The 12,454-nt window shown below is 62.9% G+C and carries 12 protein-coding genes; 8 read left to right on the top strand and 4 right to left on the bottom strand.

The features are described 5' to 3' along the window. Positions 1–28: 28 nt before the first annotated feature. Together NCT03_RS22355 and NCT03_RS22350 are read right to left on the bottom strand one after the other, a co-directional pair. Positions 29–670: an HD domain-containing protein gene (locus tag NCT03_RS22355; protein WP_244831936.1), complete on the bottom strand. Its 642-nt coding sequence runs from the start codon at positions 668–670 to the stop codon at positions 29–31. A 405-nt stretch (positions 671–1,075) separates the two neighbouring features. Further along, positions 1,076–2,005, bottom strand: coding sequence for a LysR family transcriptional regulator (locus tag NCT03_RS22350; protein WP_250493957.1), 930 nt, complete (start codon positions 2,003–2,005; stop codon positions 1,076–1,078). On the opposite strand from NCT03_RS22350, the gene NCT03_RS22345 reads away from it, so the two are divergent. From NCT03_RS22345 to NCT03_RS22320, 6 genes are all read left to right on the top strand, one after another. Then, positions 2,004–2,162, top strand: a complete 159-nt coding sequence (locus tag NCT03_RS22345; RefSeq protein ID WP_250467912.1) for a hypothetical protein — start codon at positions 2,004–2,006, stop codon at positions 2,160–2,162. The genes NCT03_RS22350 and NCT03_RS22345 overlap by 2 nt on opposite strands. Next, the gene (locus NCT03_RS22340; RefSeq protein WP_250493956.1) at positions 2,159–3,307 is read left to right on the top strand and encodes an FAD binding domain-containing protein; all 1,149 of its coding nucleotides are present in this window, start codon (positions 2,159–2,161) and stop codon (positions 3,305–3,307) included. Before NCT03_RS22345 ends, NCT03_RS22340 begins: the two co-directional genes overlap by 4 nt. 37 nt (positions 3,308–3,344) lie before the next feature. Beyond that, a complete protein-coding gene (locus tag NCT03_RS22335; RefSeq protein WP_250493955.1) occupies positions 3,345–4,559 on the top strand; it encodes an MFS transporter in 1,215 nt (404 codons plus the stop codon). 106 nt (positions 4,560–4,665) lie between these two features. Then, positions 4,666–5,943 carry a c-type cytochrome gene (locus NCT03_RS22330; protein ID WP_250493954.1) on the top strand — a complete coding sequence of 426 codons (1,278 nt, stop codon included), beginning with the start codon at positions 4,666–4,668 and terminating at the stop codon, positions 5,941–5,943. Next, the gene (locus NCT03_RS22325) at positions 5,940–6,416 is read left to right on the top strand and encodes a (2Fe-2S)-binding protein (RefSeq protein ID WP_244831231.1); all 477 of its coding nucleotides are present in this window, start codon (positions 5,940–5,942) and stop codon (positions 6,414–6,416) included. Before NCT03_RS22330 ends, NCT03_RS22325 begins: the two co-directional genes overlap by 4 nt. Beyond that, positions 6,413–8,674 (top strand): xanthine dehydrogenase family protein molybdopterin-binding subunit, encoded by a 2,262-nt coding sequence (locus NCT03_RS22320; protein WP_250493953.1) that lies wholly within the window; start codon positions 6,413–6,415, stop codon positions 8,672–8,674. The genes NCT03_RS22325 and NCT03_RS22320 overlap by 4 nt, the downstream gene beginning before the upstream one ends. 99 nt (positions 8,675–8,773) lie before the next feature. Here the strand turns inward: NCT03_RS22320 and NCT03_RS22315 are convergent, their stop codons facing one another. Further along, positions 8,774–9,304 carry a DsbA family protein gene (locus tag NCT03_RS22315; protein ID WP_244831229.1) on the bottom strand — a complete coding sequence of 177 codons (531 nt, stop codon included), beginning with the start codon at positions 9,302–9,304 and terminating at the stop codon, positions 8,774–8,776. After that, positions 9,301–9,810, bottom strand: coding sequence for a redoxin domain-containing protein (locus NCT03_RS22310; RefSeq protein ID WP_250493952.1), 510 nt, complete (start codon positions 9,808–9,810; stop codon positions 9,301–9,303). Before NCT03_RS22310 ends, NCT03_RS22315 begins: the two co-directional genes overlap by 4 nt. Positions 9,811–10,337: 527 nt before the next feature. Here NCT03_RS22310 and NCT03_RS22305 point away from each other — a divergent pair. Together NCT03_RS22305 and NCT03_RS22300 are read left to right on the top strand one after the other, a co-directional pair. Then, positions 10,338–11,606 (top strand): MFS transporter, encoded by a 1,269-nt coding sequence (locus NCT03_RS22305; protein WP_250493951.1) that lies wholly within the window; start codon positions 10,338–10,340, stop codon positions 11,604–11,606. Positions 11,607–11,650: 44 nt separating this feature from the next. After that, complete coding sequence (locus tag NCT03_RS22300; protein WP_250493950.1) at positions 11,651–12,349, top strand: VOC family protein; 699 nt, start codon at positions 11,651–11,653, stop codon at positions 12,347–12,349. The last annotated feature ends 105 nt before the right edge of the window (positions 12,350–12,454 follow it).

Here is a 12,454-nt window from a genome sequence, read left to right as displayed (position 1 = left end):
CTTCGGCCATGTGCAATAGCCTTCGATTTCAGTTCGGCCAGTCCGATCCCAACACCAGCCCGCAGAAATTCAGTCGCCGGTAATTCGGGTCCCAGCGATCGAGCACGTCGGCGTTCACCGTGCCGAAGGTCGTATCCGGCCGATGCTCCATGCCGCGCGCATACGCTTCGATCAACTTCTTCTTGAAGCCGGTTTCCCGCGGATACGCCTGCACGATCTCATCGCGCTCAGGCTCGCTGAACTGGTCGTAACGCGCGCCCGTCACGTCCATCTGCACGCCGGCGGCGATGAGCGCGACCAGCGTCGAAAGATGTTCCGGAATGCCGGGCGTCGTATGCAACGCGATGCCGAGCCACACCTCTTCGATCTGACGCTCGGCCACGCCGTGCTGACGCATGAAGTCGCGCGCGGCATCGGCGCTGTCCACTTCGAAACGGTTCGGCGAGTGCTGGAAGCGCGTGTTCAGTCCGACATCGTGAAACAGCGCGCCGAGGTAGAGCAGTTCGGCATCGAAGGGCCTGTTCTCGCGGTGGCCGGTCAGTGCGCCGAACAGGAACGAGCGAAGCGCGTGATGAAACATCAGGACGGATTGCGTGGCGCTGATCAGATTCGTGGCGGCCTGAGCCATCGCGGTATCGGGAATCGCCACGCCTGCAATCGTCAGCTTCATGCCCGCTCCTGTGTGTCGAGACATGGCGAGCGGTCCGTCACGACGCGCTGCATTCGCATGACGTCGAGGACCGTTCGCAGTCCGCGTTCTTTGTCAGAGGGTAGCGAAACGAATCTTTAAAGGCTTTGGCGGGTTCTAAAAAAGCCTTAAGCGCTGCGAGGCGGATTGGCGCCAAGAACCGTGAACGAGGGTGAATACGCGAGATGCCAGGCAGTCTCAACGCACCACGCCCGAACCACGCGCCAACTAAGCGCCAACTAAGCGCGACGGTCCTTAAAACTTCTTAATCCGATGCGCGGCGAAGCATGTCGTTCAAGCGTCTTTCCCGCGCCCACGCGCCGCCTCAGAACATTTCACGTTTTTTGCAGGACTTTAGCCGCGCGGCGTTCCTACACTGCACTCAGTTCAAGAGCCTCGGTCTTCGCCCGAAGCGCGCAGACGCGTTTCGAGAAACTGCACGAGCGCGCGCACCTTGCTGGATTGCCGGCGATTGGACAGATACGCGGCGTAGACCACGGCATCGCCCGAGTGAGGACTGGCGTCGAACTGTTCGAAGAGACGCACCACGCGGCCCGTGCGAATGTCGGGCGCGACTTGCCATTCGGGCAGCAACGCAATGCCTCGTCCGGACACGACGCCTTCGAGAAGGATGTCGAGATTATTCGACAGCAGATGACCGCGCACATCGACACGCTGTTCGTCGCCATCGCGCCGGAAGGTCCAGACCTGGCGCGTGCGATAGCCGCCGCCGTACGCGAAGCGCAGGCACTCGTGCGCGTCGAGGTCCTGCGGTGTCTGCGGCGTGCCGTTGCGGGCGAGATACGCGTGGCTTGCCACGACATGGCGCGGATTGTCCGCGAGCTTTTTGACGATGAGATTGGCGTCGCGGTCGGCGCGGCCGATGCGGATCGCAACATCGATTCGATCGAGCGCGAGGTCCGTGAAGTGATCGGCGATGACGACATCGAGAAACACGCGCGGATGCTCCGCGAGAAACGTCGCAAGATGCGGCGCGAGGCACAGGCGGCTGTACGTGGATGGCGCCGAGATCCTGAGCGTGCCCACGGGCGCCGCGCCGCTGTCGAATACGCTTTCGTCGGCTTCGGCGAGGTCGTCGAGCACTTTCGAAACCTGCTCGACATACGCGATTCCGGCATCCGTGAGGCTGACTTTGCGCGGCGTGCGCGTGAGCAGCGCGGCGCCGAGCGAGTCTTCGAGCGAATCCATGAGACGCGTGACCGATGACGTGGCTACGCCCAGACGTTGCGCTGCCTTCGAGAAGCCGCCAGCGTCCGCGACTTCCAGCAGCGTCCTGACCGCGAGGAGCTTGTCCATGTTCGCCCTCAATCCACATTTCGTTGCGCCCGACGCAACGCGAACTTGCATTCTATCCATATTCAACAATCGCGACGCAACGCATAAGCTGCGTGCATCGGCTCCAGAAGGGTTCATCACCGCGCGGCGTTTAGCGGCGCAAAGGAAAGCAGCATGAACGCGTTCGATAAACCGCGTGCCGTCGTCATCGGCGGATCGCTTGGCGGCTTGCTCACGGCCAACGCCCTGCGCGCGGCAGGCTGGCATGCCGATGTTTTCGAAACTTCGCCGAACCAAATCGAAAGCCGGGGTGGCGGAGTCGTGTTGCAGCCGGATGTGCTGGAAGCGCTCGCATTTGCGGGCGTCGCGGTGCCGAATCCGCCGGGCGTGAATTCGGGCGATCGCATCTATCTGGATCGCGAAGACCGCGTGCTCGAACAGTTCCTCATGCCGCAGATGCAGACGTCGTGGAGCCTGCTCTATCGCGCGATGAAAAACGCCTTGCCCGTGCAGGCGCTTCATGCGGGCGAGACCTTCGTCGATTTCGATCAGGACGGCGAGCGCGTCGTCGCGCGCTTCGAAAGCGGCCGCAGCGTCGAGGCCGATCTGCTGATCGGCGCGGACGGTATCCGCTCGACACTCAGGCGGCGGCTCTTGCCCGAGATCGTGCCGGTCTATGCAGGTTACGTGGCGTGGCGCGGACTTGTCGAGGAACCCGACCTGCCGATTTTCGCCGCGAACATGCTGCGCGACCGCTTCGCGTTTCAGGACGGCGACGGGCACTCGGGACTTTCATACCTCATTCCCGGCGATGACGATTCGACCGTGCCCGGCGAGCGTCGCTGGAACTGGGTCTGGTATCGCAAGTACGGCGCCGAACGGCTCGGTGAACTGCTCGTCGATCGTCATGGCGAGAAGCGCGCGTTTTCGCTGCCGCCGGGTTTGACCAAGAACGCCGACATCGTTCAGTTGCGCGACGAAGCGCGGACCATGCTTGGCCCGACTTTCCGCGCACTCGTCGAATCCACGGACGATCCGTTCATGCAGCCGATCGTCGATCTGCGCTCGCCGCAAATGGTGTTCGGACGTGCGCTGCTGCTGGGCGATGCGGCATCCGTGCCACGGCCGCATACGGCGGGCAGCACCGCCAAGGCGGCGGCCAACGCACATGCGCTGGCGCTGGCGTTGTCGGCGGCGGCGGATGGCGGCGAGACCATCGATACCGCTTTGCGACGCTGGGAGCATCAGCAATTGCAACTCGGCCGGCGCATGACCGATCTAGGAATTTCGCTCGGCAACCGCCTGATGAAGGTCGGGCATTGAGCGCGCCGCTTTCTTCTTTTTGATTCGAGGAGTCGTCATGTCGACCCAGGCATCCACCACGACGGGCAGTAGCAACCCCGTCAAGCTGACACGCGGCCTCATTGCGTTGTTCGCGTTCTGTTGCGGCGCTATCGTCGCGAATCTTTACTATGCGCAGCCGATCACCGAGCTAATTGCACCGGACATCCATATGTCGGGCGGCGCGGCGAGCATGATCGTGTCGCTCACGCAGATCGGCTATGCAATCGGCCTGTTCTTTCTCGTACCGCTCGGCGATCTGCTGGAAAACCGCAAGTTGATGATTATCACCGCGCTGGTGTCGATCGCGAGCCTTGCCGCCGCGGCGTTCACGCATCAGGCGGGCTTGTTTCTCGGCGTCTCGCTCCTGGTCGGCTTCAGTTCGGTTGCCGTGCAGATTCTGATTCCGCTTGCCGCGCATCTTGCGCCCGACGAGTCGCGCGGCAAGGTGGTCGGCACCATCATGAGCGGACTCTTGCTCGGCATTTTGCTGTCGCGCCCCATATCGAGCGTGGTCGCCGGTCACTTCGGCTGGCGCGCGGTATTCGGCTGCGCGGCCGTGTTGATGGCGGTCGTCACGAGCGTGCTCGCGTTGACCATTCCGCGTCGCCAGCCGGATCACAAGGCCACGTATTTCGAACTCATCGGCTCGCTTGGACACTTGATTCGCACGATGCCCGTCTTGCGGCATCGTTCGTTTTATCAGGCGCTCATGTTCGCTTCGTTCAGCCTTTTCTGGACCGCGATTCCCGTCGAGTTGACGCGTCACTTCGGACTGTCGCAAACGCAGATCGGCATCTTCGCGCTGGTCGGCGCTATAGGCGCGACGTCGGCACCGGTAGCGGGACGGCTCGCGGATGCGGGCCACACGGTGCGCGCGACGCTCATCGCGCTGGTGGTGGGCGCGCTGGCATACGCGCCGGCGTTGATTCATCCGGCATGGGGCGTGATCGGATTGGTGGCGACAGGCATCGTGCTCGACTTCGGCGTGCAGATGAACATGGTGCTCGGCCAGCGCGAGATCTATGCGCTGCACGCGGCGAGCCGCAATCGTCTCAACGCGCTTTACATGACGAGCATCTTCGTGGGCGGCGCGGTCGGATCGGCGCTGGCGAGTCCGCTTTACGAGCATGGCGGCTGGCCGCTGGTGGCAACGGTGGCAACGGCGTTTCCGTTGATCGCGCTCACGCACTATCTCGCCATCGGACGGGGACATGCGGCTCGTCACGCTTAATGAAAGCTCGTTTGCCTTAACAAGATTTCAGCGCCGCTTCAGGACATTTTCGCGGGCGGTCGATACTTTGACCGGTAGTTGCATGACCACTTCCAAAGGTGCGTGAATGACTCGCAAGTCCCGATTGCTGGCGGGCGTAAGCGTGGTGGTCGCCGCCGCGCTGATGATCGCCGCATGGCTGATGTGGCAACCGGCCATCGCACCGGTCACGCCACCCGCGCCGGCGTCGTTCGACGCAAACACGCGGCTCGCGGGCGCGCGCGTCGTCGCGTTGGGCGACTGCATCGTGTGTCACACGGCCAAGGGCGGCAAGCCGTTCGCGGGCGGCCTGCCGCTCGCCACGCCCTTCGGCACGATCTACGCGACCAACATCACGCCGGACGTTGCGACAGGCATCGGCGACTGGTCGCTCGAAGCCTTCACGCGCGCGTTGCGCCATGGAATCGCGCGCGACGGGCACCTGCTGTATCCCGCGTTTCCGTATATCCACTTCACGCGTATGCCTGACAGCGATATCGCGGCAGCCTATGCCTACCTGATGACGCGCGAACCCGTGAAAGCAAGCGCGCCCGCCAATCGGCTCATCTTTCCGTTGAACTTCCGGCCCTTGCTCGCCTTCTGGAACGTGCTCTTTTTACGGCCGGGTCCGGAGCATCCGGATGCATCCAAAGACGCCGAATGGAATCGCGGCAAGCTGCTCGTAGATGGCCTCGGTCACTGTGCATCGTGTCATTCGCCGCTCAATCCGATCGGCGGAGAAAAGGCCGGCCATGCGTTCGATGGCGGCATCGTCGACGGCTGGGAGGCGCCCGCGCTCAACGCACTGTATGCAGCACCGAAGCCGTGGACGCGCGAGCAACTCGTGACGTATCTGCGTACCGGTCGCGCGAGCGAACACGGCGCGGCCGCCGGCCCCATGCTGCCCGTCACGCGCGATCTCGCAACCGTGCCCGAAGAAGACGTGCAGGCAATCGCCGCGTATCTCATGTCGATACAGAAAGCGCGGCTCGCCATCGCCATTGGCGTCGCGCCGGAAGACACATCGCCCGCGATACGACGTGGCGCGACGCTCTTCGCCGCATCGTGCGCGCAATGCCACGGCCCGGCCGCGCCGATGCAGTCTATCGGCGAGCGCCCCACGCTCGCGTTCAGCAGCGCCGCCAATGCCGCGACGCCGCGCAACGCAATCCAGATGATGTTGAGCGGCAACGGCTGGCATGGCGAAGACAGCACGAACTACATGCCCGGCTTCGGCCAGATTTACGACGACCGGCAGATCGCCGATCTCGCGTCCTACATTCGGGCGACGTACTCGCAACGCGATCCGTGGACCGGCATCGACGCCATGGCGGCCAGCATCAGAAAGGAGAATCACGCGCGATGATCAACCTCACCGTCAACGGCGCGCAGCACGCGCTCGACATCGATCCTTCGACACCGCTGCTCTATGCCCTGCGCGAGAACCTGCAACTACATGGCGCGAAGTTCGGCTGCGGCCTCGGGCAATGCGGCGCTTGCACCGTGATCGTGGATGGCGAAGCCGTGTTCTCATGCCTGATTCCTGTCGCGGCCATCGGCAAGCGGCCTGTGCGGACCATCGAGAGTCTCGGCACGATCCAGCATCCCGGCGCGCTGCAAAAAGCGTTCATCGATCATCAGGCCGCGCAGTGCGGCTACTGCATCGCCGGCATGATCATGCGCGCGCAGGCGCTCATCGACCGCAATCCGCATCCGACCGAGAGCGAACTGCTCGAACACATGGAGCCGAACCTTTGCCGGTGCGGCACGCACATGCGGATTCTCGCCGCGATCCGCGAAGTCGCGCATCTGAGCGCACCGAACGGAGGCGCGCAATGAGCGTCGCGGAAGACAGGATCGACGAGAAACGGCGGCGCTTTCTCATGTCCGGCGCGCTCGTCGTGAGCTTCAGCATGCTTCCCGGCGTGAGCGCCATGGCTCAGGAAGTGATCGCCGACGAAGGCGCCGAAGTGCACATCGGCCGGGCGACGCAGGCGCTCGCGGGCAGCCTTAAGACCAATCCGTATCTCGATTCGTGGATCAAGATCGATCGTACGGGCAAGGTCACCGTCTACACCGGCAAGGTCGAGCTAGGCACGGGCGTACGAACCGCGCTCCTGCAGATCGCCGCGGAGGAACTGGACATGGCGCCCGCGCTCATCGACTTCCTCACCGCCGATACGGGCGCCTCGCCGGACGAAGGCCTCACCGCGGGCAGTCACACCATTGCCGATAGCGGCAGCGCGTTGCTGAACGCATCGGCACAAGTGCGCGGGCTTCTCGTCGATGCGGCCGCTCGTCATTTCGGCGTCGCCAGGAATGTGCTCCGCACGCACGATGCGGTCATCGAAGCGCCAGACGGACGAAGCATGACGTATGGCGAAGCGGTCGGCATGATCGATCTGCATCGCGTGGCGTCGGCGGTCTCGCCGCTCAAGAATCCCGCGAGCTTCGACATGATCGGCACGTCGTTGCCGCGCGTGGATATTCCGCGCAAGGTCACGGGCGGCGTGAGCTATGTTCAGGACATGACGATGCCCGGCATGGTCCACGCCCGCGTGGTGATGCCGCCCGTGTACGAGGCGCGGCTCATGGAAACCGACACGCCCGCCATCATGAAGATGCCGGGCGTCATCAAGGTCATCAGAAACGGCAGCATGCTTGCCGTGGTGGCCAAAGGCGAATGGCAAGCGGTGCAGGCGCAACGCGCGCTCGCCGCGGAAAGCCAGTGGAGCGCGGGGCGTGCGTTACCCGATCCGGCCACCGTGCATCGCGATTTGAAGACGATCTCGACGCAGCATATCGAGATCGCCGATACACACGGCGCGGCTGGCACGCCGGCAAAGACGCTCGACGCTCGCTACACGCGCCGTTACATGATGCACGGCTCGATCGGACCATCCTGCGCCGTCGCTATGTTCGAGCACGGCGCGATGACTGTATGGACGCATTCGCAAGGCGTGTATCCGTTACGCGACGGCCTCGCCGAGATGCTGTCCATGCCGAAGGAAAAGGTACGTTGCATCCATGTCGAAGGATCGGGCTGCTACGGTCACAACGGCGCGGACGATGTCGCCGCGCACGCCGCGCTCATCGCACGGGAACTGGAAGGCCAGCCCGTGCGCGTGCAATGGATGCGCGAACAGGAGCACACGTGGGACCACTACACGCCCGCGATGGTCACTGAAGTGAGCGCGTCGCTCGACGCCGGCGGGAATATCGTCGACTGGAATTATGCGCTTTGGAGCAGCTCGCATAACGAACGGATCGTGAACGCGGGCCGGTTGATTCCGGCGCAGATGCTGGAGCATCCGTTCGCGCCCGCGCCTTCGACGCCGATGGTGCAGCCTGAAGGCGGCGGCGACCGCAACGCCATTCCGCTCTACACGTTCCCCAATCTTCACGTGATGAACAACTTCTCGCCGACGATGCCGCTGCATACGTCAGCCATGCGTTCGCTCGGCGCGCATATGAACGTGTTCACCATCGAGATGTTCATGGACGAACTGGCGGCCGCCGCGAACGCGGACCCCGTCGCGTTCCGGCTGAAGCATATGCACGACCCGCGCGCCCGCGATGTCATCGCGCTTGCGGCGGAGAAGTTCGGCTGGCCGCGTGCGCCGCGCAAGCGCAATCACGGCGTCGGCTTCGCATTCGCCAAGTACAAGAATCTGATGGCTTATGTGGCGATAGCGGTCGAGGTATCCGTGGTTCCCGAAACCGGTCAGGTGGTGCTGGAACATGCCGAGGTTGCGGTGGATTCCGGGCAGATCGTGAATCCCGACGGTATTCGCAATCAGATCGAGGGCGGCGTGCTGCAGTCGGCGAGCTGGACGCTGTACGAGGAATTGCAGTTCGACACGAAGCGCATCCGCAGCTTCGACTGGAGCAGTTACCCGATCCTGCGATTTTCCGCCGTGCCCCGCGCGGTCAACGTGCATCTGATCGATAGACCGGGCGCGCCGTTTCTCGGTGCAGCGGAAGCGTCGATGGGACCGACCGCGGGCGCGCTCGGCAACGCGCTCTTCGACGCCACGGGGAAGAGGCTGCGCGACATGCCGCTAGCGGGCGACGAGCTGCGGCGGCGGTTGGACTAGCCGCCGCGCACGAATGCAGCGGGTTGAAACGCAAGCCGCTGGCTGACGAGAACTCACGCAATGCAGCGCCCCGGAAGACTTGAGGCGCTCGTGCTTCGGTTATTGCACGCGATCGAGCACCGCCCGCAACGCTTCGAGCAAGCTCGCCGCATCGCGCTCGCCGTCATAGCGATGCCCGTTGATGAACAACGTCGGCGTGCCATTCACGCCGCTTCGCAAGCCGCCATCGAAGTCTTGCTGGATGCGCGCGTCGAAGGCGCCATCGAACGCATTCGAAAGCGCGTGCGCGGGCACGCCGAGTTGCGCCGCGTATTGCGCGAGCGCGCGATCGCCAAGCGACGCCTGATGCTCATACAGCACATCGTGCGCTTCCCAGAACTTGCCGATGCTCGCCGCGGCTTCCGCGAACTCGGCCGCATGAAGCGCATGCGCGTGCATGTCGGTCAACGGAAAATGCCGGAAGACGAACCGCAATTGCGCGCCCATGGCCGCCTGCACGGCCTTGATTACGCCGTACTCGGCGCCGCAATAGGGGCATTCGAAATCGCCGTATTCGACGAGCGTCACGGGTGCTTCGGCGTCGCCCTGAATGTGATCGAGCGGGCCGACCGGCGGAGAAAGATGGCTCATTGCGCGTCCTGTTTCGTGGATGAGTTCAATTGCTCGAGCGCGTCGAGAATTCCATCGACGCCCGGATTCACGGTGATCGGAGAAACGTAGGCCCAGCGCACCACGCCGTTGGCATCGAGCACGAACAACGCGCGCTCGGCGACGCCTTCGGCCACGCGATACACGCCGTAGCGTCGCGCCACTTCGCCTTTCGGCTCGAAGTCGGCGAGCAGCGGAAAGTGCAGCTTGCGTTGCGATGCGAACGCCGCGTGCGACCACGCGCTATCCACGGAGATGCCGACGAGCTGCGCACGCAGCCGATGGATCGACGATAGCGCGGCGTTGAAGAGACCGAGTTCATCGCCGCAAACTGGACTCCAGTCCGCCGGATAGAACGCGATGACGACCGGCGTGCCGCGCAATTCGGAGAGCGAGATTTTCTGATCCGGCGTGGCCTGCAAGGTGAAGTCCGGCGCGCTCGTGCCAATCTGAACGATGGGTGCCGCTTGAGAAAGCGAGGTGGTCATGGCCGGCTTGTTTCCTCCGATGTGGGTGAACCGCCCTGCCGCAGCGGTCGTCGTGTAGAGGAGGATAGGCCGGATGTCGCTGCGTAAAAAGCTATCCGTGGGGATTGCCGGATCACGACCGAGGTGGATTTTTATAGACCTTCGTATAGTCAGCGACGCTGCCGTGCGTTTAAGGAACGGTTTTGCAAAGAATGGGGCGGTGGGCGATGCTTGAGTTGCCGCCGCGACTCCGTCTTTCTTCTTCACGTCCCTATTCTGCCGGCATTGGCGCGCCTGCTTCCGCGCCGCTTCAACCCCTCTGCATGGCAGCGAATGCAATGCTGCGTTGCCTTGAAGCCCCGTTTATCAATTTTTTTGGCATCAATAAGCTACATAACAAGTGGAGATACACCGGGTCCTCCGGTTCAAGTGGAATCGTGAGTTCTGTTCCATCTTGAGCTGTCTGCCTTGCTGAACGCTCAACGCTGCGCACATTTACGCGTCGTGCCGAACTTCTATTGATCAACCGATAATTGGCGATTGCTTCCATGAATGTCTCAACGAACACACCAGGCGAATTCAGACGCGGATGGGCGCAGTTGATCGGCTCGACCGTCGGCCTTGGAATTGGCGTAATCGGCCTGGGCTCCTACAATCTCGGCCTGTTCGCCAAAGACCTGCAAAGTGCGGTCGGCCTGACGAAGACGCAATACGGCGCGGGCTATCTGGCATTCACGCTCGGACTCGCCATCGGCCTGCAAATGTGGGGACGGCTGCTTTCGCGTTTCGGCGCCGCCCGCACCGCAGCAGGCAGCGCCCTCGCTCTGGCTGCGTGCTTTGCAGGGATGGCGGCGTTCATCTCCACGCCCATCGCGTATATCGTGCTCGTGGGCCTGGCCGGATTTTTCGGCGGCGGCACGAGCGGCCTCACGTTCACACGGGTAATCAGCGGCTGGTTCGACCGCAGTCGCGGATTCGCGCTGGGTCTGACACAAGTCGGGCTGGGACTGTGCGGAGCCATTTTGCCGCCGATCATCGCCATGACGATCGCCCGATCCGGCTGGCATGCCGGTTATCTGATGCTCGCGGCGATCGCGGCTATTGGTGCACCCGTCTCGCTCCTGATCCTTCGGGACAATCAGCAAGACATCTCGAACGCTTCAAACAATCCCGAAGTCGCCGATCCGAAAGCGCTGGCGAAGGAGTTTGCCGCGGTCAAGCGAAGCCGGACTTTTTGGCTCATGTTCGTGGCCTTCACGTTGTCGACGCTATTCGTTGCAGGCAGCGCGCAGCACATGGCGCCGATGCTTCGCGAACTCGGTGCGACACCGACCTCGGCGGCGAAGTATATGAGCCTGATCGGCGTGGGCACGATCTGCGTGCGCCTGATCGTCGGTTGGCTCTCCGACCACGTGCATGCGCCGCGCCTCATGGCGTTCTCCTGCCTCGTCGGGATGGGCGGCGTGCTGTCGCTCAAACTGGGCGGCCTCGCCTTTGCACCGCTCTATGCCTTCACGGTCGGCTGGGCATTCGGCGGAGAGATCGATCTGGTCGCTTATATGTGCACTCGCTACTTCGGGTTGCGCATGTTTCCACGCGCTTATGCATGGCAGTACGGCTCGTTGTGCATCGCGGCCGGTGTGGGCCCGCTTGGCATCGGCTGGCTCGCGGATCGTCTCGGCAGCTATCAACCGGCGCTCGTGCTGTGCGCCGCGCTGGCCGCTGGCGCCGCCTTTACTTTCCTCTTGCTGCCACGTTACGACGGCACCGCTGCCGCGCACCGGCAAGAGAACTTCGGACTGACCTCGACCGATTGAGCAGTCACATAACGAGTACACACCACTTCATCAGGAATGACGCAATGATCCACTTCGACCATGTCTGCCTTGCAGCGCTCAACGTCTATGAAGCCACGTTCCGGCTCAGCCGTGAAACCGGCTTAGGCAACTACGACGGCGGCTTTTTTCCACTCTACGGCATCGGCCATAAAGTCGTACCGCTCGCGCCGGATATTTATATCGAAGTGGAAGGAATCGTCGATCACACCGTTCTCCAGCGCGATCAACCTCTGCCAAGGTTTTTCGAGCAACAAACACGAAATGGCGACTGTTTCGTCGGCTGGTGCCTGCGGACCGATTCGCTCGATGAACTGAAAGCGTTCGCCCGGCATCACGGAACAGTGATCGATGAAAGCACGACCGGCAAGGATGCCGGGCGCCAGATGATGAACGGCAATCGCGGCTTTGCGCTGCAAACGCCCAGCGCGATGACAGCGTGGCCTATTGGCAAGCCAAACTTGTACTTCAAGCCCGGTAACGCTCCGCATACCGCGAGTCTGCCCGTGGAACCGGGAACCGGAAACGTACGCGGCGAAGGTCTCGACTGGATCGAGATCGGCGAAGACGAAAGCGCGCTGGCCAAGTGGCTCGGCGAGATTGCACGACCTTCCGATTTCCCGTTCGAGATTCGTTACAACGGCAAGACCTCGGGACTCTATGCGCTCGGCGTGAGAACGAGCGACGGAGAACGGGAGATCCGCCGCGCGTCCGTGCAGCTTTGAGCTTCCCGACATCGCAAACGGCGCAAAGGCAGTGACCGGCCTTTAGCCCGACGCCCACGTCCGTCTCACCGTGACGGGTGGGACAACCGCATCGACCCATTTCGT

It is taken from the genome of Caballeronia sp. GAWG1-1, assembly GCF_023631465.1.
Lineage (GTDB): Bacteria > Pseudomonadota > Gammaproteobacteria > Burkholderiales > Burkholderiaceae > Caballeronia.
Note: the sequence above shows the minus strand (reverse complement) of the source record. Positions and strands in the feature narration are given on the sequence as shown.